Here is a 22,458-nt window from a genome sequence, read left to right as displayed (position 1 = left end):
AACATACCAAATCTAACGTGACATCACAATGAGGTTTTCATCTTCTTATGAAAGTTTACGAAAAGTAACTGCATGCCCTTATCGACATGCAGTTACTAGAGTTAATGTCCGCCCGCCTTGCTGGCAGCATATGGGATAATTTCAGTACTTTGGTCACCGAATGGGTCCAATTGCTGGGACTCGATTACGTTTCCATCCTTATCAAGGATAGCGAAGCCTCTAAGAGATTTAGGCCCACTTGGATCTTTTAGCTCGGCCTTTTCAATTAACGTTAAGTATTTATCTGAAAGGAGCGTATAGTCCAATCCAAGTTCTTTCTTCATTTCATTATGGTCTTCAGGGGATGAGGCACTTAAAGCATACACCTCACCCGGGAACTGTGCGAATAAATCCTTGTTCTTTTGCAGCTGGACCAGCTGCGATTTACAATAGTCTCAGGTATTACCTGTGAAAAAGAACACGAGTGAAGGTTTGTCCTTATTGTCAAACGAAACTTCTCTCCCCTGGTCATCCAGAATAGCTTTATTCCCCGAGCAGCCAGCCAACGCAAAAGCAACCGCCATTAACATACAAAAGCCAATATATAGGCTGCGTCTTTTCATCTTATCAAACTCCTCTTTGCTACTAGTTTGGTATACCTTCCCTCCAGTGTATCTTACCATATCTTCTGGTGGAACTATCAATAGATAAAGGCTTAAAACATCAAAATTAAGCAATCCAGGAGAACTCTGTTTTTAATCCGGTACACCATAGCAAGGTGAAAGTCCAATTTTTATAAACGATAAATCAGAAAGCGCTCATTAATATTTTTTTCGGCCAGCCAGGGGATCGGGATGTCTTGAACGAGATTAAAGGGGGTCTGATTCTCCAGGAAGAACACATAATCACCTGATGGATAATATAAGATTATATCAATGGTACGGGGGGCCTTTTCATAGGACTCCAGAATCCCAGTTACCACCGTCGCGAAAATCGAATCTGTAAACGGATTGAAAAAATAAAATCGATTCTCATCCGGCTGAATTTGGTATTCTTCAGCAAGCCCACAATGAAACTTGATTTTTTCACTACGCTTTTTGTATTTTGCAAGATATCCGTTTAAATTATTAATGGCCTCGTGAAAAAAGGGTTCATTGAACTCGACCCCGACTGTATTGACGTTGAATAAGTAGTTTGCATAGAACGGCAGCCTGCCCTTCCCGCTTCCAAAGTCAACGAGTATATCAGACTTCTTCAACTCATATTCTGAAAAAAGAATCTCCAGTGCACTATACGGCGTAGGCTCATAAGGGTGGTAATGGATTGATTTTAAAAAGCCCTTTTGGTTTCCAATTGTCTTGATATTCAACATGGCATCTTTGTAATGTTCATTATTCAACGGGGCTTCAATCCTTCCTATTAGAAAAGGCAGTGCGGCTCAAGAGCGTCACTGCCATAATATTTTCCAAATTGCTCCGAACTTTTCTCCAAGCAGGGTGATTTATTTCAACGTACGAGTCAAGAATGCCTTTGTACGTTCATTGCGCGGGTTTGTAAAAATTTCAGAGGGATGGCCCGATTCAATAATTTCACCGTTATCCATAAAAATTACCCTGTTGGCAACTTCCCGGGCAAAGCCCATCTCATGAGTAACGACAATCATCGTCATATGTTCTTCGGCCAGCTTTTTCATAACCTGCAGGACCTCGCCTGTTAACTCTGGGTCAAGGGCCGATGTCGGCTCATCAAAGAGGAGAATGTCGGGATCCATCATCAGGGCCCGTGCAATCGCAACCCTTTGTTTTTGGCCGCCTGACAAATTAGCGGGGTATGCATTTGCATGGCTTTTAAGACCGATTTTTTCCAAAAGTTCGATACTTCTCTGCTGTAAATCAGCCGACTGTTCCCCTTTAACAAGCCTCGGTGCCAGCTCAAGATTTTCCCTTACCGGTAAATGTGGAAACAGGTTGAAGTGTTGGAAGACCATACCCATTTTTGAGGTGATCCTCTTTGTTTCCTGTGGTTTCGGATAGGCACCGTCCTTAACCAGATATTCGCCATCTACCTGAATGGATCCTCCATCAATTTTTTCAAGATGAACCAAGCTTCTGAGCATGGTGCTCTTTCCCGAACCGGAAGGGCCAATTATGGCTACTACGTCGTTTTTATTCACCCCGAATGAGATTTGTTTGAGAACCTCAAGCGATCCAAAAGATTTTTTTAGGTTGGAAACTTCTATGATGGCCATACTAGCCCTCCTATTCAAACTTAAAGCGGCGCTCGACCCATTTAAAGAAAATCGTAAGCACCAGAGTCATAATCAGGTAGATAACACCCGCCACAAAGAACGGTACAATTGTAAAATCGCGATTGACCGCAGTCTGGGCAAAGTGAAGCAATTCCGGGACTGCAACTGCATAAAGAAGGGCCGTATCCTTTACTAATGTAACGGATTCGTTTGCTACAGCAGGCAGGGCAATCCTGAACATTTGCGGAAGCACTACTCGGGTTGTTGTCTGCCACTTGCTCAATCCCAGCACCTGTGCAGCCTCGTATTGGCCCTTGTCAATCGCAATCAGTCCGCCGCGAAAAATTTCAGCAAAATAGGCAGCATAGTTCAGAACGAATCCAAGGCTTGCTGCTACAAAACGGTCAAGTACCAGGTATTCTCCCACAACAGGAATCATTGGCAGGCCGAAACAGATAAATAACAGCTGCAAGAGCAGCGGTGTTCCGCGCATGATATATATATATCCCTGGGCTAGCCAGGATAACGGCCTGATGCTGCTTCTTACGGCTAATGTCAGCAGGAAACCAAGTGGAATCGACAGGATAATGGCAATAAAAAACAGCAACATTGTCATTTGGGCGCCTTCAAGCATTGGGCCGAGGATATTAAAAATATAGTCAAGTGACATAGAAATTTCCTCCGTTTGTATGTGAGCCTAGCCAAGCGTAACAAAACAGGGTTTCCCTAGGAAATCCTGTTTTGCCACATATGACTATTATTTTAGTATTTTATCTTCCCCGAACCATTTTGTTGAAATCTCGGCGGCTGTACCATCTTCGTTCAACTCATCGAGGGCTTTTTGCAATTTTTCAAGCAGTTCTTCATTGCCTTTTTTCACGCCAACCCCATACTCCTCAGGTGAAAGCGATTCATCAAGCACCTTGAACGCCTCTTTCTCTTTTGCCATATAGTAATTGATTACAACTTCATCAATAATCACCGCATCCAGACGTCCACTCTTCAAATCATTGAGAGCCATGACATTATCCGAGAACTCAGTTACTTCTTTAAGCTTGTCCTTAATTGGGTTGCTATTCAATGCATCTGCCGCCGAAGAAAGGGATTGCAGGCCTACAACCTTTCCTTCCAGGTCAGAAAGCTTTTTAATGTTTGAATCCGCAAGCGTTACAACCACTTGTGCATTTTCTAGATAAGGCTTCGTAAAAAGAACCTTTTTCTTTCGATCATCTGTGATAGTATACCCATTCCAAATCAGGTCAATCCTGCCACTTGAAAGCTCAGATTCTTTTGTTTTCCAGTCGATTGGCTGGAATTTTACGTCAACTCCCATTTTTTCCGCTGCAGCCTTTGCATAATCAATATCAAAACCAACAATCTCATTGTTTTCATCACGGAATCCCATAGGAGCAAATTTATCATCTATACCAATAATCAATGCATCGTCGGATCCCTTCCCGGAGGTAGAGTTACCCGAGCATGCTGCCAATACTGTCATTAGTGCTGTAACGAGAAGCATCATCATAGCTGTTCGTTTCATTATCTATTCCCATCCTTTTAGTGAATTAGTTTAAAATCCTTTAGTGCGTTACCATATTATCACACTATCAGATTATAACACTAAAAGATTAGATGGACAATATCCATGAAAATGTTCATAAAATTCCCAATTTAATTGATTCCCCCTGGGTTTTTCTTACCCATTTTCACTTTATGGTCCGGGAAAATACGCTAAACCAGATTTTGTCGATTAATTTGTTAGTCTGGGAGACGGAAATTGTCCACGAAACCCCATTTGGTGGATTATTTGGCAGTCCGAGAAACGGAATTTGTCCACGAAACTGCATTTAGTGGATGAATCGATTGTCCGACAGACGGGATTTGTCCACGAAACCGTATTTGGTGGATTAATCGATTGTCCGGGAGACGGGATTTGTCCTCGAAACGATATTTGGTGGATTAATCGATTTTCCGGAAGACGGGATTTGTCCACGAAACCCCATTTGGTGGATGAATCGATTGTCCGGGAGACGGGATTTGTCCACGAACCGCATTTAGTGGATGAATTGGCGGTTTGAGGAACAGGAATTGTCCACGAACCTTTTTATCAGCTAGATTTCAGAAAAAAACCACCCCCCCATACACGGACAATCCAGCCTTGAGGAGCCGGCCATTTTATTATTCAGTAAGATTCCCCTTGCTCGCCTTCTTTAGTAAGTAAGCAAAGAGGAAGCAACAAGCCTGATACATTGAGGGACAGCTCCATTGAAGTCTTGTAGGCAATAAATCCTATGATAGGCCCGCTAATGATTTGGCCAAGGGCATCAAGTTAACCATAAGTTGATAATACGGTTGCCCTTACGCCCGACTCAATATGTTCATTTAACCGAGCGCTATAAATAGGGCCGTTTGTCGTCCTATTATTTCAGGGGATTCAGCACTTTTTTCAAAAAAAAGAAGCCTCCTCCATCAGGAGAAAGCCTTTATTCATCGTCCCTATCTATTTTTCCTGTCAATTCTGTTGAAGCTTCCGTCAGCAATTCCCCCCGAATATTTCGTCTGCCTTTGTCCGTTCGCTCGGTTTGATTGGTACGAGCCCTAGTCCTCGATACTAGTACATAGATGGCTATATAGAAAACAACCATGACTAAACCTGAGATAAGCCCCGTTTCCTGGCCCGGAATAAACGGCATGCAAAGGAGGACAATCACTATAGCAACTAAAGCAATCCATGAAGTATAGGGAAAACCAGGCATTTGGCATTTCCCCTCCGGCGGGCATCCGTTCCGTTTTCTGAATTTGATATGACTGGCCATGATGACTCCATACGTAAAAATGAGGGCAAATCCCCCAGTCGTAATTAAGACAAGATACACCCTTGGAAAAAGCAGGCCAAAGCCTAGCCCAACCAGCATGGCCACCCCTGAAAACAGGATTCCGCGGTAGGGCACATCCCTTTTATCTCTTAGGAAATTCGGTGCGTGCCCTTCATCAGTTAGAGAACGAATCATTCTCCCAAGCCCAAAGATTGCGGCAAGCATCGCTGAAAGGATTGCCGTAATTAGGACGATATTAAGCACTCTGCCAGCCCAGCCAATCCCCCAGCGCTCAAGGGAAGCAACCATTGGTGAGACGTTCTCATTCAAGGCAGAAGTCGGAATAAGCGGCAATAGCACTGCGGCATATAGTATATACAGGCCAACAAGCGAGAAGACGGTGTAGCGGATGGCTTTCGGAATTGTTTTCACTGGGTCCCTGGTTTCAGATGCCGCCAAACCAATGACTTCAAATCCGGCATAAGCAAAAACGACGAGAAGCATGCTGCCGGCCAAACCTCCTAGCCCTCCCGGCATTAGCGGCTCTCGGGCAAGCTCTCCGGCTCCTACTGCTGGAGTTCCAGGGAAGAGGCCAAAAATCAGTACTAAGGCGGTTACAATAAAAAAGACAATTGCCAATAATTTAATTGAAGAAAGCCCGCTTTGCAGCTTTCCTATCTTATCCGCCCCCAAAAGATTAACTAGGGTAACACCAATGATGATGGCTCCTCCCAAAAGCCCAATTGACACGTTTGGGTACCATTCACGAACCAGGATTGAAATCGCTGTTGCCTCACTGGACATGGAGAGGACTGTTCCTGTCCAATACAGCCACCCGACCACGAAACCTGTTCCCGGCCCGAGTTCCCGTGCGGCAAATGTACTGAACGATCCAACTGTTGGAGCGGCTACAGTCATTTCCGATAATGCGTACAAAATCAAAAATATCAAAATACCCGCAAAGATATAAGATAGTAAAATGGAAGGGCCAGCCGCATTAATTGCTACCGAAGACCCAAGGAAAAAGGAGCCTCCTATGACACTTCCCAGTGCCATCATTGTGAGCTGAACCGCTGAAAGCCCTTTTTGCGTATTTTGCATTGTTTGTCCCCCAACTCTTTAAGTGTCAGGGTTTATTATTTGCTTCAAAAGGATAAATGATTCGAGTCCCCCAAGCCTCAAGCTAGACCTTTATTAAGAGGAAAAAGACTGGCACTTGGCCAGCCTTACACTTTCGTTTTTTCCGTTATACCCCAATACTTTGGCTTTCCAATTCATCAGCCATTTGATGGGTTTCATAGCGAATAATTGTGCGAACACTCCGTGGAAGGAACCTGCGAATTTCTTCCTCGTTATAGCCGACATTCATCTTATTTTCGTCCTTAATAATCGGCCTTCGCAGCATGCCGGGGTTTTCCTTAATAATGGTGTACAATTCCTTAAGCTGGAGAGATTCCAAATTTACATTAAGGTTTTTATAGGTTTTTGAATTTAATGAGATGATTTCGTCCGTTCCTTCTTCCGTCATTGAAAGAATTCCTTTTATCTCATCTATAGTTAATGGTTCGGAGAAAATGTTTCGTTCAATATATTGAACATTGTGTTCCTCAAGCCAGGCTTTCGCTTTCCTGCAAGAAGTACAACTAGGTGATGTATACAAATTAACCATATATACCAAACTCCCTAATGAAAATTTATTATCTATCTTTATTTAGAGTATTTTTAATTAAAATTATACTGTTTTTAAAAATAGCATGTCAATTTCATTCAAATTCTTTTACTTTCACTGTTATTGGCACTCTCAAGAATTTCATTTAGTTTCATCATTCCTGTGATAATGACCTGGAGTTTCTCCTCTGGAACATCTCTAGTTGAAGAAGATATTTTTTCCACTAACATTTTGTCGATTTCCTCCACTACCATCTTCCCTTTATTGGTTAGGGCTACTTTGACGACTCTTTCATCGATACGATCCCTGATTCGCTCCATGTAACCCATACTTTCAAGCTTTTTGCACATGGTAGAAATATTGGTGCCAGCCATATTTAAACGCTGTGCCAGGCTTCCAATTGTATGGGTACCATCCTTCTTTATTTCAACCAAAATTCTAACTTGAACAATAGTCAATTCATGGTGGCCGCAAAGAGAAGTTATAAGGATGTTCGTGCTTTCATTAATTTTTCTCGTGTAGTCCCACAAGAGGTTTTTAAATTCAACTACATCCATGATTCTCCCCCGTTATATGTAAGAGATAAAATATATAGTTCATATATGTTATATTTTATATTATTTCAGAATAATTTACAAACAAATTGCCTGGATTCAAAAAAAGAAGAAAAGGCATTATGTCCTTTTCCTCCTGTTCATTGATTCCAATCTGTATGAGTTTTACTTCTTAGAATACAACTATATATATTGAAAATAAAATTTTCTAAGTGGTCTGTTGATTTCCGTTACACTAAGGGAAGCTTCTTAGAGTTTTCATCGCAAGGGACACAAAGGAATGCTCCCATGAATAATCATCGCAGAGACAGGCGCCTTTTGCCTGTCGCGAGGCGTTTCGCGGACCTAAGGGGCGTGCGGTGAGCTGGCCCAAGCTCCTCTAGGTCGCTTCGGTCCTTCAGCGCTTGTTGGAGCTGGGCAGTCGCCTCCGCATTTCTTTCTCCTCGTCGCCCATGGCGTCTGGGGGGTCTCACCTGCCCCTTGCTCCCGCAGGACGTTGAATAATCTTCTCTGAAAAAGCACCGCAGGAGAAAATGCATTTTTTGCATTTTCGAACGAGCTTCACGCCTGGAACGTAAATCAACAAGACTGCAAAAAACAATTTATATTTTCTCACTTAGGATTTATTTCCGATGCATTTTAAATAACAAAAACAGCTCATTATAATAGGCTAGATTCCTTTGCCCCAAGTTCTCATATACCTCGAGCTTTTCGGTCAGTTCGGCAGGAGGATAAAAGCGTTCATCACCTGTTATCTCTTCTGGCAGCAGCTTGATTGCCTCTTTGTTTGGCGTTGAGTAGCTTACCCACTCTGTATTTTGTGCCGACACTTCAGCATCAAGCATAAAATTGATAAATTGGTGGGCTCCATCAATATTTTTAGCCGTTTTCGGAATAACCATATTGTCAAACCATAAATTTGACCCTTCACTCGGGACTACATAATCGAGATTTTCATTCTCGGACATGATATCAGCCGCATCACCCGACCATACAAGGCCAATGCTGGCTTCCTCATTTGCAAGAAGGATTTTGATTTCGTCACCAACAATCGCTTTTATGTTTGGAGTCAGTTTATCTAGCTTTTCCTTGGCGGCCTGTAAATGTTCCTTATTTGTATCGTTCAGTGAATACCCGAGGCTATTTAACCCCATTCCCATGACCTCGCGTGCACCGTCAACAAGCAGGATTTCATTCTTCAAATCAGGGTCCCAAAGATCGTTCCAGCTTGTAAATGTTCTCCCGTCAAGCATTGAAGGATTGTAAACAATACCAACTGTACCCCAGAAATATGGAACGGAATACTTATTCTCCGGATCGAATGGAAGGTCCATAAACCGCTCATCAATATTTTTAAGGTTCGGGAGTTTGCTGTGGTCAAGCGGAATCAGCAAATCCTCCTGGCGCATTTTGGCAATCATATACTCAGATGGGACCGCTATATCATAGGAAGTCCCGCCCTGTTGGACTTTTGTCATCATTGCCTCGTTTGAGTCAAATGTTTCATAGACGACACTGATTCCAGTTTCCTCTTCAAAACGGTCAATCAGGTCAGGGTCAATGTAATCGCCCCAGTTATAGACAGTCAATGTATTATCTCCTGAATAGCCTTCAGTTGCATTCAGCCGGGTAATAATGGTTAGCAATATTGCTGAAGCAGCAATGACTCCAATAAAGACTCTTGCTAACTGCTTCATTTCTTCACCCCCATTGAATTCGGCCTTTGGCGCTGGTTGATGAAGTAATAAATAACAACAAGTAATGTGGTAAACAAGAATAAAAGCGTCGATAGAGCATTGATGTTAAGGGAAACCCCACGGCGTGCCAAAGAGTATATCTCAACGGAAAGTGTACTAAAACCATTACCTGTCACAAAGAAGGTTACAGCAAAGTCATCCAGGGAATACGTCAATGCCATGAAGAAACCAGCCATGATTCCTGGAGCAATATATGGCAGGATAACCTTCACGAGAACATCCCGGCTGCTTGCTCCCAAGTCTCTTGCAGCATCGACAAGTGATGGACTCATCTCGGATAGCTTTGGAAGGACCATCAGTACGACGATTGGCACACTGAAAGCAATATGAGAAAGCAAAACTGAGTAAAACCCAAGCTTGTAACCGGAAATTGTGAACAATATCAGGAATGATGCCCCGATGATGACATCTGGGCTGACAATCAGGACATTGTTCAGGGAAAGTATCGTGTTTTTTGCGGAACGCTTTCGCATTGCATGGATGCCAAGTGCACCCACGACGCCAATGATTGTCGCAAAAAGGGCCGATAGGAGTGCAACTACCAACGTGTTTAACACAATAATCAATAGTCTTGTGTCACCAAATAATTCCTTATACCAATCAAGTGTGAATCCTTCGAAATCATACATGGTTCCGCCACTGTTAAACGAATAAAAAATTAAAAAGAAAATTGGCGCATAAAGTACAGCAAATACAAGAACGAGGAATGACTTCGTCAGAACAGATGATTTATTTTCCATTCAACACACCCCGCTTACTTTTACCTGTCAGGGCCATAAATGCAAACATGGCAATAATCAGGAATACTGCAATGACTGATCCCATTCCCCAGTCCTGCGTAACAAGGAAATGCTGTTCAATCGCCGTTCCAAGTGTAATAACCCGATTTCCTGCAATCAGTCTTGTCAGCATGAATAAGGAAAGGGCAGGAATAAAGACAACCTGGCAGCCCGATTTCACACCCTCAATTGAAAGCGGAAAAATAACCCTTCTGAACGTTGTCCATTTGGAGGCGCCGAGGTCATTGGCCGCATCGATTAAGGTCGGATTCAATTCATTTAAGGAATTGAAAATCGGCAAAATCATGAACGGAATGAAAATATACACGGAAACAAAAACGAAGCTGAAGTCCGTAAACAAAATTTGCTGCGTTCCGATTCCGATTGCTTCAAGAAAGGCATTTGTCATACCATATGTCCCAAAAATGCCGAGGAATGCATATGCTTTCAAAAGAAGGTTAATCCATGACGGAACAATAATCAGCAAAAGCCAGAGCTGTTTATGCCTTGTTTTGGTTAGCAAATAGGCTGTTGGGTACGATACCAGCAATGAGAAAAACGTAATTAAAAATGCATACCAAAAGGAGTTCAACGTCATCTTCAAATAGACAGGTGTGAAGAACTTTTGGTAATTTGCCAGCGAGAAATCTCCATCAACATTCAAAAAAGAATAATAAACAACCAGTACGATTGGTGCAATGACAAAGAAAATCATCCAAAGCGAGTAAGGAAGCAGGTACAACTGGCGATTCAGCTTTTGGTTCATCGCTCTTCCCCATCCTTGTAGCTTTCCAGCCTGCGGTCAAATTCTTCTTCTGTTTCACCCAGCCTCATGACGTGAATAGCTTCGGGGTCGAAGTACAGCCCGATTTCATCGCCAACCGCCGCCTTTTTCGTCGAGTGGACCAGCCACTCATTGCCATCCTTGTCATAGCAGCTTAACTCATAATGGACACCCCGAAACAATTGAGAATCAACACGGACCTGTAGTTTGCCTTTTTCTGTTGACGTAATTTCGAGGTCCTCCGGACGGATGACAATCTCGACTGGCTCATTTGGATGTAAGCCCTGGTCAACACAGTCAAACTTCCTTCCCGTAAATTCGACGAGATAATCTTTTATCATCGTACCCTGGACAATATTTGATTCGCCGATAAAGTCTGCGACAAACTGATTTATAGGCTCATCATAAATATCGGTAGGTGTGCCGCTTTGCTGGATTTTCCCCTTATTGATAACGAATATTTCGTCAGACATTGCCAGCGCTTCTTCCTGGTCGTGAGTAACAAAAATAAACGTAATCCCAAGCCGTCTTTGCAACTCACGCAGCTCGTATTGCATTTCTGTTCTCAGCTTAAGGTCCAGCGCGGACAATGGTTCATCCAGAAGGATAACCTCCGGCTCATTTACAATTGCCCGCGCGATGGCCACACGCTGCCGCTGGCCGCCGGACATCTCTCTGATTACTCTATTTTCATAACCCGCAAGGTTCACAAACTCCAGTGCTTCCTTCACCTTTGCCGTAATTTCGGCATTTTTCATCTTTTTAATCCGAAGTCCAAATGCCACATTTTCAAAGACATTCAAATGTGGAAATAGAGCATAGTCCTGGAAAACAGTATTTACCTGCCGCTTATTGGCAGGAACGTCATTTACGCGTTTTTCATTGAAAAAAATATCCCCTTGTGATGCTTCCGTAAATCCAGCAATCAGTCTAAGGATAGTTGTCTTCCCGCAACCCGAAGGTCCGAGCAGTGTGTAAAACTTGCCGCGTTCAATTTCAAAGCTGACATCGTCAAGGACTGGCGGATCATTGTCATATTGCTTCGTCACATTCTTGAATTGAATAATCGTTGATTTCATCAGAAACCTCCTTTTTACCCGTGTTTATATAATGGCATTACGCTAGTATTCAAAAGAAGGTGAGCAATCGACACTCTCCTTCAATCTACTACTATACTACTACTGCTCCGAAATGAAAGAGGAAAGTTGGCTAAATGAAAAAATTACTAGGCGTTTTTCCCCTCTAACCACTCGAATCCTTTCAGATATAACGCAAATCGACCTAAAACGCAACCCGGCTTCCCTAAAATGAAAAAACCCCAGCCGCGGCAGGGGTTCTATCACACTTATTTTCCATCTACTACTTGCTTTAATATCTCGTATGATCGGATTTGCTTTTCCCGATCAAACATATACGTTACTGCCATTATCTCATCAACATTGTATTTATCCTGAAATTCCTGTAACTGGCTGCGTATGGTCTCTTTAGCCCCTACAAGCGAAACACTGGTCATTGACATGGCCATTTCCTTCTCTTGTGGACTCCAGAGTCCATCCATATTTTCAATAGGGGGCTGAAGCGGCGTTTGGGACCCGCGGACGACATTAAGGAAAAACTGCTGTAACGTAGTTGACTCACGCTCCGCCTCCTCATCACTTTCAGCGGCAATAACATTCAAACATACCATCATATACGGTTTATCCAGATAAGCTGACGGCTGAAACCGGCTACGATATATTTGAATTGCTTCAGCCATGTGGCGGGGAGCAAAATGTGATGCGAATACATACGGAAGACCCAGATTTGCTGCCAAATAAGCAGAGTCAGTTGACGAGCCCAAAATATAAAGCGGGATATTCGTACCCGCTCCCGGATATGCCTTCACATAGCCCTGCTGCTCTGCAGGCCCAAAATAGCCCAGAAGGCTTTTCACATCATCAGGGAATGTATAGACAGAGTCATGCTTGGACCTTCTCAAAGCGCTTGCGGTCAGCATATCGGTACCGGGAGCACGGCCAAGCCCAAGGTCCAGACGGTCACCATAAATGGTCGCCATTGTTCCGAATTGCTCGGCAACAACTAAAGGAGAATGATTCGGGAGCATGATTCCCCCTGAGCCAACACGAATGCGCTCTGTATGTTCAAGCGTATGGTTTATTAAAATTGCTGTAGCAGAACTAACTAGGTTTGGTGTATTATGATGCTCGGCGATCCAGTAACGGGCATACCCCAACCTTTCAGTTGCCTGGGCAAGTTCTATCACTGCTTCAATCGCTTCCTTCGGTCCCTCCCCTTGACGAATTGGAGCAAGGTTCAGAACAGAAACAGGTATATTTAAATTAGACAAAAAATCGTCTCCTCTCTTTAAGAAGGTATGACATTATTGTAACCAATTTATACCTCAAACCCGATTATTCTGCCTGCAGGAAATTCCTAGCATAGTTTAAGGGTATAGTAAAAGCAAAAAAGAATGAGCGGACAATTATATGGGAAACTTTTGCGCCTCGTTATGGCCTGAAGAACCAACACCTGAAGATCTAAAGGATTGCAGTGAATGCGGACTTGTACATCACGGCACACGTATGGTCTGGGGCGAAGGGAATCCAAGCGCCCCTATCATGGTTATATTGGACAATCCCGGAGCACGCGAGGACAGGGAGAACAAGCCCTTTGTATGCGGGACAAGGCAAACCCTTCAGCAAGCCGTGCTTGGAGCGGGATTAAAGGAAGAAGACTTGTACGTAACCTATGTGTTAAAAAGGAGACCTGTTAAAGCATACGATAAAGAATTAACACGGAAAATATGTATAAATCACTTAAAACAGCAACTGCTTTCCAAACAGCCTCAATTGGTTGTCTGCCTTGGCAATATTTCAGTCCAATCCTTTTTTCAAAATCAAGAGGCAGATGTAAAATCTTTGCGCGGCAAGGTACATGACGTCAATGGATTTAGGACATTTGTAGCCTATCACCCCCTTGCGGTAAGACGGCGCCCCAACTTGTGGCCTTTATTTTCACAGGACTGGAATTATTTGGCTAAATATTATCTAAATACCATAACCCGAGCTAAAGACAGTTGTCCTTAGATAAAAAATAGACCTTTCCCAAAGCGACCATTATCTGAACTTTGGGGAAGCCTTTTCTATTATCTTAAACAAATAGCAGGTACTTTATTGATTGGACAGAAGGCACGAAGTCTCCTCGGGAATGCATCGCATGTTCCTTGGTGCGAGTGATGAATCGAGGGAGTCCTTCAATTCCTGAAGGAAATATATAGAAGATTCCTTCCGTTTATGGACTCTCTTGTTATGACGATTTTACATTAATAATTCAATGTTCTCAGTAATAAAAGCCGACTTCCATAAAGGTTTCCTAATAATAAGAGAAGAGCACTGATGCTCTCCTCCTCTCTGCAGATCCTATATATATTGCTCGTAAATCCGTACCAATTGATTTGTGCATTTATTAATATCATAAATCTTCCGCACAAAGTTAAAGGATTCTTTGGCTGATTTAGTTAACAGGCTTTCGTTCATTAAAACATTCACCATTTCCATTGTTAGCTCATGGTCACTTAGCTTACGAAAGGCATTACCCATCATGACTGAATCGTGATTTTCTTTTGTTATAAGGCCGCCAAATCCGTCCCACATGGAGTAAACAGGGATTTTGCAAGATAGCGCCTCCAGGGCAACCCTGCCGCTTCCGAGAACCAAATCCGACATACGGTAAAACTCTGCGACATCCTCTTGCCACCCCAAAACCTTAACTTTTAAATCACCATGATTCTGATTGGGAATCGCATCTTGAACGTCCTTCATCTTCCCTCCATCGCCAATTAATAGAACATTGAGGCCCTTAATATTTTTAGCAATATCAGGAGCACATTTTAAGAACTGTATAATCGGTATTTCCTTATCGTCAGCAAATCTGCTTACAATCGATATGGTTAATTTACTTGGATCAAGACCCAGTTTTTTTAGTTTATCGTTATTTTTTTTCTTTGGATAAAACTTGTTGAAATCTATTCCATTCCTGATTACTGATACTTTTTCAGGTTCAACCACGTTATTTAGCAAGACAATTGCCACCCTGAAATCAACTGCAATAATTCGCTTTACCTTCTTACTTACTGAATTGCCAAGCGGGGAATCATCAAAACCAAAATCGTATAACCCATGCATCGTTACAACAAGAGGGAGCTGATTGCGCTCGGCAAGCTCTGCGGCCTTCACAATGGCTGTAAACGGATGGGAGTGTAATATATCAGGTTTGAATTGATCTATTATTCTTTGGTGGTCATCTGTCCAGGGAAGAAACTGAAATCGCGTCGGGTTGATTTGTTTTAGAATGGACTCATTACATGATGCGGTATACAGAAGAACTTCGTGTCCAAGACTCGTCAATTGGTTTACATTTGTAATAATATGAGTTTCGAGTCCTCCCTGGACCAGATGATCAGCCATCATGAGTATTTTTATAGGAATCACCAATCCTTTTGAAGGATTTTATTTTGTTTAGTTTACTTTCACTAGTTTTTCATAACGCAATTCTTTCTGGTTTAGAAAAAAATCTTTTTGGAATACAAAACCCTCATACTGGTCCAGAAGCTCGAGTTTCTTATCATAAATATCCTGCGGCAGCTCTTTATCCCCAAACCCAAACACATATAAATTGTCCTTTACCAAAGAATGCATGACTTCAGAGAGAGCTTTGTGCTGTGTATGTCCGTATTCCCCTATCAAGCTATGGGTTACGATTTTCTTGTAATCCCGTTCCTTTAATATTTTTTTTAATCGTTTCACTAGTGCCGGTCTATCAAAATCGCCATTCCACCTGTCTGGGAAATCCCATATTTCGTACTCTGCATGTATTTTATTCATAATATTAGCGAATTCCGAAGCCCTATAAGAGTTATCCCCATTGGTCACGGAAATGATCTTCCATCCTTTTTCCTTTAGGAGCTCACCACCTGCAAACAACATTTCATCATCCGGATGTGCGACAACCATAAGTTTATCAATAGGAACAGCAGCTTCAGCTGGTTTCTCAGCTTCTATAAGTCGTTTTAAAGTTTTCAAATCATCAATAAACTCCCTTGCTATTTGGTAACGTTTATTCGGATCTTTATTCATCGCTTTTATTAATATTCGTTTAAGTTCCTCATTTTCTATTCTTTTTGGGTTAACATGTTTAGTTAACATATACGTGCAGACTGCGGCTGCTCCATACAGATCATAATTATCACTTATCTCTTCTACCTTGGGAGCCTTCCACGCCTTTACCTGCCCTCTATAAACTCCATGTGTATCCTTAATTGCCCCCCGCCCAAAATCAAATAATTTAACCTCAAGAGTATGCCTGTTACATAAAATCGCATTTCGAGGACTTATGTCTCCATGAAATACCCCTTGAGAATGGATATGCTCTAAGGCCTTAAGGAGATTAATCGTGATTTGCAGGGCATCTTCAATAGGATAATTTCCTGTTAGGAGTCTTCCCTCGATGTGTTCCATTACAATGCATGCTTTTCCATCATGAATCAAAAAGTCATAAAATTCTACAACATGTTCACTTTTTCCATATACATTCATGATCCATGCTTCTCTTAGTCCTCGTACAATCGTATGCGTTTGTTTAATCGCTACCTTTCTATTTAAAACAGGGTCATAACCGAACAGAACGATTCCTGACCCGCCATAACCTTCCTGGGTCAAATTAACACTATATCTTCCCCATTTTTCAGTCGCCAACTTGGATGTCTCTCTCCTTTTATGCGCTTTAGTCTATTCGTAAAGTTTTATTTATAATATTCAAAGCAACCATAGCCCGGCTTTTCCAGGAATGTTGTTGTGCAACGATTCGTCTTTTATTAACTTTTTCTGCAGTGTTTGTCAGAAGGGCCTCTTCAATTTTGCCAAGAACGTTCTCATTGGTTGCAAACGTGCAAATATCCCGAAAATTTTTCAATTCTGGCAATGGTACACTGACTACAGGCTTTCCTGCTGATATATACTCGTAAAATTTTATAGGATTTGTAGCCTTAATCATTTCTGTCATTTTAAAGGGGATGATTGCGACATCAAACCAGCTTAAATAATGAGGCAAGTCCTCATAAAATCTCATTTCGAGTGCACTGACCTTCGGATTCGTTATTTTTATGGTCTGAGCCCCGATAAGGACAACAGGATAGTGTGAAGCAATTGTATCTATTAGCTCTAAATCCAGCCAGGAATAGACAGCACCATAATAGCCAATAAGGGGGAGCCCATTTGTAACAGGAAGATCTGCAGGCCGCTTTCCAATTGGGCTTGAGGCTGATTTAAAATGATCAAAGTCAGCACCATTGGGGATTAGATATACATTTCTCCCATTCTTTTTGTGTTCATTGAAAATCGGAGGAGCTGTAGCGAAAATTAAATCGCATTTCTCTTCCATGATAGGAATAAGTTTATTCCAAACAGAAAATTCATCACTAGGTAAGTCGCAAGAGTCCAAAATAGCTAAATCATGCTTATACTGTTCAATCGCCTTTTCTTGATTCACAGCACACCAAAGGACGACCTTTCCTTTAATAAATGGCTCGATGTCAACATCTGTTTTTATTACTTTAAAGTTTGGCAAATGAGGAAAAGGCGTTTCTATCGGCTCTTTTTGATCAAAAAAAGTTTGCGGGTTAATAAACAGGATATTAGCCCCAAGCTCGGCAAGCGCCTTCATCATTTGCTGAGGCCTTTGATGCATGAACTTATAGTCTATAGCCGGCGGATAAATGATTGTAATAGTTTCACTCATATAACGGAACCTCTTTCTTTTATGGGTTCAATTATTTCAATGCCTTTATACATTCAGCTGTATGGTGCTTATGCATACTTGGACATAGAAATCTTTTGTCCAGCATTGTGGTTTGGTAGATAAAAGCCCAATCCTAAAGTTTCAGCAAAAATGCCCGAACCAAATGCGGGATTAAATAGGTTGTCTTCTTCATATCCACTCTCCTGAACCATTTTCTCAATAGTATATGGATTGAAGACAGTTAGGTTCGACCACAATCGTGGATTTTTAAAGTGGATAGCAATAATGAAAAGTTTGCCTATACAGTTTTACCCGGAAGTTGTCCAATTAGAGTGAACAGAAGGCAAGAGACTTCTACTGTAAAGGTATATCCTGCCTTGTTTCAACACTAAGCAATCGCCGTTTCCATAGTAATGCCTAGCGTGGATTATTAAAAAATCAATAAATAAAAAGAAAAATGGCAACGCCCTATGGGTCAGTTGCCATTCTTTAAGACTATTTTCGCTACCGCTTCACAGTGGACCGTCTGCGGGAACATATCGACAGGCTGGACTTCAAGAGTCTTATAGCCTCCATCCTCCAGTATCCTTAAGTCACGTGCGAGTGTCCCCGGATTGCACGATACATACACAACCTTCTTCGGCTTCATCTCGATAATAGTGTTGAGCAAGGCTTCATCACAGCCCTTCCGTGGCGGGTCGACCACCAGCACATCGGCTTCATTGCCCGCTTTATACCAACGCGGAATTACTTCCTCCGCCGGCCCCGCCTCAAATTCGGCATTGATGATTCCGTTCAATTCTGCATTCCTCTTTGCATCTTCAATTGCCTGCGGGACGACTTCGACACCGAAAACTTTGCCTGCTCTTTGAGCAAGGAACAATGAAATGGTCCCAATGCCGCAATATGCATCAATGACTGATTCGCCGCCCTTTAGGTCCGCATATTCAAGTGCCTTTTCGTACAGCACCCTGGTTTGGTCAGGGTTCACCTGGTAAAACGATAATGCCGAAATGGCAAACTTCACATCACCTATATAGTCATAAATAAACTCATTGCCCCAAATGACCGTGGTCTTCGGTCCCATGATCACGTTTGTCCGCATTGAATTGACGTTATGGACGATTGATTTCAACTTCGGAAGCCTTGCTGTAATTTCTTCAATGAGCTTGCTTTTATGGGGCAGGTCGGCTGTCCTAGTGATTAAAACAATCATGAGTTCGCCGGTTTTCTTTCCATATCGGGCCATAATGTGCCGAAGATCGCCTTTATGGGCCTGCTCATCGTATGGTCGGATTCCAAGCTGGCCACAGATATCCTTCACAGTATTGATTGCTTCATTCACCTCAGGAAGCTGAATCAAGCTCTCATCTGTATCAACGATTTCATGGCTTCTTGGCTTAAAAAAACCCGCAACCATCCTGCCATCCTTTTCACCGACAGGCACCTGGGCCTTATTGCGGTAATGCCATGGCTCTTCCATGCCTAGAACAGGATGGACCACTACATCTTCAAGCTTTCCTATTCTCGCCAAAACCTGTTTCACTTGGTTTTCCTTGAATTTCAGCTGCCCTTCATATGACATATGCTCCAGCTGACAGCCGCCATATTTATGGGTCTCCTCGGGCTGTATTACAACTCGGTAAGGGCTAGTTTCAATAAGCTCGATCAGCTTGCCAATCGAATAATTTTTTTGTGTTTTGATTATTTTTATTTTTGCCGTTTCCTCCGGCAGGGCTCCAGCCACAAATATTGGAAAGCCGTCGACCTTTGCTACTCCTGCCCCATCGTGGGTTAAATCTTCAAATCGTACATTTAGATCGTCATTTTTCTTTACAGGGATTTGTTTGTTCATACTAACGTCCTCTACAATGTGTTAGTTGGATTTTACCATAACCGGCGAGGGAATGCGAAAGGCCTTGTTTATCTCAAAACAAGGCCTTCCCTTCAACTATAAGAGTTATTCCCCGAACCTGCGGGAAGTTGAGTTTTCAGTTTACGATTTGCAAGCTTCATCAAACCCCTTACCTGGACAAAGAGGTATATAAACAGAATGAACAATGGGATGACGACAAAAAATCCTGCACCACCTAGTTCATACGTGGTATTATGTTCAATAAATAAAATTGATAAACTAAAGATAACTGCATAAATCACCTGAAACCAGAAGTATAGCTTAAAAACCTTATCGGCCTTCCATGCCAGGGTGGCTTCCTCTATCTTTAACGCCTCTTCCTTTATCCCCCTTGTTAGCTTGAAGAAAAAATAAAGCAATAAAGACACCATCGTCATCAGTAGGATCATCGTAAACAATCTTCCTTGAATAGATGGTCCCCGAAGAATTCCATCGACTATCGAAGAATGCCTAATGAATAAATCAAGCAAGCTTAGAGCCAGCAACAAAAGGCTTGTTTTTTGCAATACGGAAAAATAGCTGTTGTTTCCCCTTCTGCTCACCTCAACAGCACCCAGGCATAGCAGGATATACCCTATAAAATCCGGAAAGATATTGATTGGGCCAAGATTGAAATTGAAAAAGAGAAAGAAATAAGCTGCTATCAGCGTGCCGAAATTCATCAACTTCCCCCTAACATACAGGTCTATCCATACTGTATAATATTGGTATCATTATACTACCTTTCCAGGAGAGCAGGGGTGCTATTGAAAAATAAATTGAGCTTTCTCCGTATTGCCAGTGCCGCCACAATTCTTCTTTTTGTTTTTACTGGTGTTACGTATCTGGATCAGGTTTACCAAACATCAGTTGTCACAGATTATAGCAATCTCTCAAAGCCTAAAAGGATGGATAAAAGCACTCAGCATCTAAAACAGCTCGGCTTTTCCGAAATGGCCATTTCCCATATGAGCGACGGGGAGATTGAACGATTTGAGGCAATAAAAGGAGAAGTTGTGGCAGAGAGGGATATCTATAGGGAAGTCTGGAATAATGACACGGAACATCTATCAAAAGAGAATTATGAGAAACGTCTCAAGGAGGTTTCGGAATCTGTTCTGCCCAAATTCTCGGCACTGCAGCAAGTCCATCTAAAACTGATTGACGAGGGTAACAGGAGAGTTACAGCGATTACCGAGCACCATTTCGATTATAACCCGGCCTCCGGTAAACCTCTCGGCATCGAGTTGCAATTACGCCCCGAGTATACAGTCATTGATCACATGGCCCGGCAAATCTCTTGGACTGTACCAAGGTTTTCTCATACAATCACATCTAGTACAGAAGCAGTCCAGGACGGGCAACCTCCTGTCATGAATGATGAGTTTGCCTTCTTTGACAATAGCTCCACCTTTTCCCTGTTTTACACTGTCCCCTGGAAACAGAGCGGCTTGCTTAAAGACACAGTTGGCTTGCATTTTTTTACGATTACACGATTTGAAGTGCCAGCTGATTTCCTGTTTGCAGACATGTATGTACAAGGACAAAACCCGGAACTTTCAGATGTTGTGCAATATGAATTACAAAGCAATGAATAAAAGGATGGCCCAGACAAAAACTTTCTGGGCCTTTTTAGCAGGAGAATCTCCATAGCCTCTACTTTTCCAAAGACAAAAGAGGCGTCCAACGGAACGCCCCGAAAGTTTATTCTATTGTTTCATCGCTTCGACCTTTTCCTTTACTTCCTCGATATTGCGCATTTTGTTGTCCCAGCATTTTTGGCTAAGGTCAACCGGATATTCCTCAGGGTTGGCAGTCCGCTTGTATTCGTCCCATATTTCAGCAAGGTTGGACCGGAGGAATTCCCTCGTCTCTTCCAGGCATGGGACCTCATAGACAAGTTCCCCGTTTACAAAAACATCGGCATGCAGCTCACGCGCTGTATAGTTGGTGACAAACTTACTAATATAAGTATGGGTTGGGTGGAACATTTTCAGTCTTGCCTCTTCTTGTGGATTTTCATCTTCCATCGCAATATAGTCACCCTCAGAATAGCCATTCGTATTATTGATGATTCGGTAAACCCTCTTCAGACCAGGGGTTGTAACCTTTTCCGGATTGGAGGAAATCTTAATTGTATCCTTCATCACGCCGTTCTCATCTTCAATTGAAACAATTTTGTATACGGCTCCAAGTGCGGCCTGGTCAAAAGCTGTAATCAATTTTGTACCGATTCCCCAGCTGTCAATTCGCGCCCCCTGTGCCTTCAGATGCAAAATTGTGTTCTCATCAAGGTCGCTCGAAGCAAATATTTTCGCATCCTTAAACCCAGCATCGTCAAGCATCTTTCTTGCCTCTTTGGACAAGTAGGCAAGATCGCCTGAGTCGAGACGGATTCCGCTAAAGTTAATCTTGTCACCCATCTCCCTCGCCACACGGATGGCGGCAGGGACCCCGGACCGGAGCGTATCATACGTATCCACAAGAAATGTGCAATCCTTATGGGTTTCCGCGTACTTTTTAAAAGCTATATAATCATCCCTGTAAGCCTGGACCATCGCATGGGCGTGTGTACCGGCGACCGGGATACCAAACTTCTTCCCGGCCCGGACATTGCTTGTTCCGTCAAAGCCGGCAATATAGGCAGCCCTGGTACCCCAGATGGCGGCATCAAACTCATGAGCCCGGCGCGTCCCAAACTCCATCGCCACTTCATCCTTGATGACCTGCTTAATTCGGGATGCTTTCGTCGCAATCAAGGTCTGGTAGTTAACGATATTCAGGAGTGCAGTTTCAAGCAGCTGAGCCTCTGCAAGTGTCGTGTCCACTCTAACAAGCGGCTGGCTGCCAAAAACAAGCTCCCCTTCATTCATAGCCCTGATTCTGCCAGTAAAGCGCAGCCCCTTCAGGTAATCAAGGAAATCCTCGGCATACCCAACTTCATTTCGCAAATAGTCGATATCCTCTTCGGTAAATCGGAAGCCCTTTACATATTCAATTATTCTTTCAAGCCCTGCAAAAACCGCATAGCCATTCCCAAACGGCAGCTTTCGGAAAAAAAGCTCAAATACAGCTTTCCTGTTATGGACACCGTCCCTCCAATATGTTTCGACCATATTAATTTGGTACAGGTCAGTGTGAAGGGTATAGCTGTCGTCCATATATATGTGATTCATCTCAAAA

22 protein-coding genes and 1 pseudogene are annotated in these 22,458 nt (G+C 42.7%); 3 read left to right on the top strand and 20 right to left on the bottom strand.

From position 1 onward, the window contains the following. Positions 1–101 precede the first annotated feature (101 nt). The 6 genes and pseudogenes from A8F94_RS19190 to A8F94_RS19170 all read right to left on the bottom strand — a co-directional run. A pseudogene (locus tag A8F94_RS19190) lies at positions 102–419 on the bottom strand (redoxin domain-containing protein); the annotation flags it as partial. A gap of 15 nt (positions 420–434) precedes the next feature. Next, positions 435–602, bottom strand: coding sequence for a hypothetical protein (locus A8F94_RS25915; protein WP_175384474.1), 168 nt, complete (start codon positions 600–602; stop codon positions 435–437). A 170-nt stretch (positions 603–772) separates the two neighbouring features. Beyond that, positions 773–1,351 (bottom strand): SAM-dependent methyltransferase, encoded by a 579-nt coding sequence (locus A8F94_RS19185; protein WP_066205052.1) that lies wholly within the window; start codon positions 1,349–1,351, stop codon positions 773–775. Positions 1,352–1,480: 129 nt separating this feature from the next. Next, complete coding sequence (locus tag A8F94_RS19180) at positions 1,481–2,227, bottom strand: amino acid ABC transporter ATP-binding protein (RefSeq protein WP_066204185.1); 747 nt, start codon at positions 2,225–2,227, stop codon at positions 1,481–1,483. A gap of 10 nt (positions 2,228–2,237) precedes the next feature. Beyond that, positions 2,238–2,897 carry an amino acid ABC transporter permease gene (locus A8F94_RS19175; protein ID WP_066204183.1) on the bottom strand — a complete coding sequence of 220 codons (660 nt, stop codon included), beginning with the start codon at positions 2,895–2,897 and terminating at the stop codon, positions 2,238–2,240. A gap of 87 nt (positions 2,898–2,984) precedes the next feature. Next, positions 2,985–3,767, bottom strand: a complete 783-nt coding sequence (locus tag A8F94_RS19170) for an amino acid ABC transporter substrate-binding protein (protein WP_175384473.1) — start codon at positions 3,765–3,767, stop codon at positions 2,985–2,987. Positions 3,768–4,056: 289 nt separating this feature from the next. Here A8F94_RS19170 and A8F94_RS25470 point away from each other — a divergent pair, with 289 nt between their 5' ends. Further along, the gene (locus A8F94_RS25470) at positions 4,057–4,305 is read left to right on the top strand and encodes a hypothetical protein (RefSeq protein WP_139070142.1); all 249 of its coding nucleotides are present in this window, start codon (positions 4,057–4,059) and stop codon (positions 4,303–4,305) included. A 405-nt stretch (positions 4,306–4,710) separates the two neighbouring features. Here the strand turns inward: A8F94_RS25470 and A8F94_RS19165 are convergent, their stop codons facing one another. The 8 genes from A8F94_RS19165 to A8F94_RS19130 form a co-directional block, all read right to left on the bottom strand. Beyond that, positions 4,711–6,144, bottom strand: coding sequence for an amino acid permease (locus A8F94_RS19165; protein WP_066204178.1), 1,434 nt, complete (start codon positions 6,142–6,144; stop codon positions 4,711–4,713). A 145-nt stretch (positions 6,145–6,289) separates the two neighbouring features. Next, a complete protein-coding gene (spxA, locus tag A8F94_RS19160) occupies positions 6,290–6,712 on the bottom strand; it encodes a transcriptional regulator SpxA (protein WP_066204176.1) in 423 nt (140 codons plus the stop codon). Between the two features lie 98 nt (positions 6,713–6,810). After that, positions 6,811–7,269 carry a MarR family winged helix-turn-helix transcriptional regulator gene (locus A8F94_RS19155; protein ID WP_066204174.1) on the bottom strand — a complete coding sequence of 153 codons (459 nt, stop codon included), beginning with the start codon at positions 7,267–7,269 and terminating at the stop codon, positions 6,811–6,813. Positions 7,270–7,889: 620 nt separating this feature from the next. Further along, complete coding sequence (locus A8F94_RS19150) at positions 7,890–8,963, bottom strand: ABC transporter substrate-binding protein (protein ID WP_066204173.1); 1,074 nt, start codon at positions 8,961–8,963, stop codon at positions 7,890–7,892. Further along, positions 8,960–9,763: an ABC transporter permease gene (locus A8F94_RS19145; protein WP_066204172.1), complete on the bottom strand. Its 804-nt coding sequence runs from the start codon at positions 9,761–9,763 to the stop codon at positions 8,960–8,962. Before A8F94_RS19145 ends, A8F94_RS19150 begins: the two co-directional genes overlap by 4 nt. Beyond that, positions 9,753–10,568: an ABC transporter permease gene (locus A8F94_RS19140; protein ID WP_066204170.1), complete on the bottom strand. Its 816-nt coding sequence runs from the start codon at positions 10,566–10,568 to the stop codon at positions 9,753–9,755. Before A8F94_RS19140 ends, A8F94_RS19145 begins: the two co-directional genes overlap by 11 nt. Next, positions 10,565–11,665, bottom strand: coding sequence for an ABC transporter ATP-binding protein (locus A8F94_RS19135; RefSeq protein ID WP_066204168.1), 1,101 nt, complete (start codon positions 11,663–11,665; stop codon positions 10,565–10,567). The genes A8F94_RS19140 and A8F94_RS19135 overlap by 4 nt, the downstream gene beginning before the upstream one ends. 266 nt (positions 11,666–11,931) lie before the next feature. Continuing rightward, positions 11,932–12,933, bottom strand: a complete 1,002-nt coding sequence (locus A8F94_RS19130; protein WP_066204167.1) for an LLM class flavin-dependent oxidoreductase — start codon at positions 12,931–12,933, stop codon at positions 11,932–11,934. A gap of 139 nt (positions 12,934–13,072) precedes the next feature. On the opposite strand from A8F94_RS19130, the gene A8F94_RS19125 reads away from it, so the two are divergent. Then, complete coding sequence (locus tag A8F94_RS19125) at positions 13,073–13,672, top strand: uracil-DNA glycosylase (protein WP_066204165.1); 600 nt, start codon at positions 13,073–13,075, stop codon at positions 13,670–13,672. Between the two features lie 333 nt (positions 13,673–14,005). Here the strand turns inward: A8F94_RS19125 and A8F94_RS19120 are convergent, their stop codons facing one another. The 5 genes from A8F94_RS19120 to A8F94_RS19100 form a co-directional block, all read right to left on the bottom strand. Beyond that, positions 14,006–15,076 (bottom strand): glycosyltransferase family 4 protein, encoded by a 1,071-nt coding sequence (locus A8F94_RS19120; protein WP_139070140.1) that lies wholly within the window; start codon positions 15,074–15,076, stop codon positions 14,006–14,008. 27 nt (positions 15,077–15,103) lie between these two features. Then, positions 15,104–16,303, bottom strand: a complete 1,200-nt coding sequence (locus A8F94_RS19115; RefSeq protein WP_254660920.1) for a protein kinase domain-containing protein — start codon at positions 16,301–16,303, stop codon at positions 15,104–15,106. Positions 16,304–16,367: 64 nt separating this feature from the next. Then, positions 16,368–17,381 (bottom strand): hypothetical protein, encoded by a 1,014-nt coding sequence (locus tag A8F94_RS19110; RefSeq protein ID WP_066204159.1) that lies wholly within the window; start codon positions 17,379–17,381, stop codon positions 16,368–16,370. A 475-nt stretch (positions 17,382–17,856) separates the two neighbouring features. Further along, positions 17,857–19,236 carry a 23S rRNA (uracil(1939)-C(5))-methyltransferase RlmD gene (gene rlmD / locus A8F94_RS19105; RefSeq protein ID WP_066204157.1) on the bottom strand — a complete coding sequence of 460 codons (1,380 nt, stop codon included), beginning with the start codon at positions 19,234–19,236 and terminating at the stop codon, positions 17,857–17,859. 92 nt (positions 19,237–19,328) lie between these two features. Beyond that, positions 19,329–19,958 carry a hypothetical protein gene (locus tag A8F94_RS19100; RefSeq protein WP_066204156.1) on the bottom strand — a complete coding sequence of 210 codons (630 nt, stop codon included), beginning with the start codon at positions 19,956–19,958 and terminating at the stop codon, positions 19,329–19,331. An 84-nt stretch (positions 19,959–20,042) separates the two neighbouring features. Between A8F94_RS19100 and A8F94_RS19095 the strand changes: the two genes are divergently transcribed. After that, positions 20,043–20,873 (top strand): hypothetical protein, encoded by an 831-nt coding sequence (locus A8F94_RS19095; RefSeq protein ID WP_139070139.1) that lies wholly within the window; start codon positions 20,043–20,045, stop codon positions 20,871–20,873. Between the two features lie 111 nt (positions 20,874–20,984). On the opposite strand, the gene A8F94_RS19090 is transcribed toward A8F94_RS19095, so the two are convergent. Continuing rightward, positions 20,985–22,451, bottom strand: a complete 1,467-nt coding sequence (locus A8F94_RS19090; protein WP_066204152.1) for a nicotinate phosphoribosyltransferase — start codon at positions 22,449–22,451, stop codon at positions 20,985–20,987. Positions 22,452–22,458 lie beyond the last annotated feature (7 nt).

The organism is Bacillus sp. FJAT-27225, assembly GCF_001685025.1.
Lineage (GTDB): Bacteria > Bacillota > Bacilli > Bacillales > Cytobacillaceae > Bacillus_D.
The sequence above is the reverse complement of the archived record's forward strand: the minus strand, read 5'-3'. Positions and strand labels throughout refer to the sequence as shown.

Bases quoted from the DNA above. Each gene is read 5' to 3' on its own strand.
- A8F94_RS25915 (WP_175384474.1), bottom strand. From the start codon at position 602: ATGAAAAGACGCAGCCTATATATTGGCTTTTGTATGTTAATGGCGGTT.
- A8F94_RS19185 (WP_066205052.1), bottom strand. From the start codon at position 1,351: ATGTTGAATATCAAGACAATTGGAAACCAAAAGGGCTTTTTAAAATCA.
- A8F94_RS19180 (WP_066204185.1), bottom strand. From the start codon at position 2,227: ATGGCCATCATAGAAGTTTCCAACCTAAAAAAATCTTTTGGATCGCTT.
- A8F94_RS19175 (WP_066204183.1), bottom strand. From the start codon at position 2,897: ATGTCACTTGACTATATTTTTAATATCCTCGGCCCAATGCTTGAAGGC.
- A8F94_RS19170 (WP_175384473.1), bottom strand. From the start codon at position 3,767: ATGAAACGAACAGCTATGATGATGCTTCTCGTTACAGCACTAATGACA.
- A8F94_RS19165 (WP_066204178.1), bottom strand. From the start codon at position 6,144: ATGCAAAATACGCAAAAAGGGCTTTCAGCGGTTCAGCTCACAATGATG.
- spxA (WP_066204176.1), bottom strand. From the start codon at position 6,712: ATGGTTAATTTGTATACATCACCTAGTTGTACTTCTTGCAGGAAAGCG.
- A8F94_RS19155 (WP_066204174.1), bottom strand. From the start codon at position 7,269: ATGGATGTAGTTGAATTTAAAAACCTCTTGTGGGACTACACGAGAAAA.
- A8F94_RS19150 (WP_066204173.1), bottom strand. From the start codon at position 8,963: ATGAAGCAGTTAGCAAGAGTCTTTATTGGAGTCATTGCTGCTTCAGCA.
- A8F94_RS19145 (WP_066204172.1), bottom strand. From the start codon at position 9,763: ATGGAAAATAAATCATCTGTTCTGACGAAGTCATTCCTCGTTCTTGTA.
- A8F94_RS19140 (WP_066204170.1), bottom strand. From the start codon at position 10,568: ATGAACCAAAAGCTGAATCGCCAGTTGTACCTGCTTCCTTACTCGCTT.
- A8F94_RS19135 (WP_066204168.1), bottom strand. From the start codon at position 11,665: ATGAAATCAACGATTATTCAATTCAAGAATGTGACGAAGCAATATGAC.
- A8F94_RS19125 (WP_066204165.1), top strand. From the start codon at position 13,073: ATGGGAAACTTTTGCGCCTCGTTATGGCCTGAAGAACCAACACCTGAA.
- A8F94_RS19110 (WP_066204159.1), bottom strand. From the start codon at position 17,381: ATGAGTGAAACTATTACAATCATTTATCCGCCGGCTATAGACTATAAG.
- rlmD (WP_066204157.1), bottom strand. From the start codon at position 19,236: ATGAACAAACAAATCCCTGTAAAGAAAAATGACGATCTAAATGTACGA.
- A8F94_RS19100 (WP_066204156.1), bottom strand. From the start codon at position 19,958: ATGAATTTCGGCACGCTGATAGCAGCTTATTTCTTTCTCTTTTTCAAT.
- A8F94_RS19090 (WP_066204152.1), bottom strand. From the start codon at position 22,451: ATGAATCACATATATATGGACGACAGCTATACCCTTCACACTGACCTG.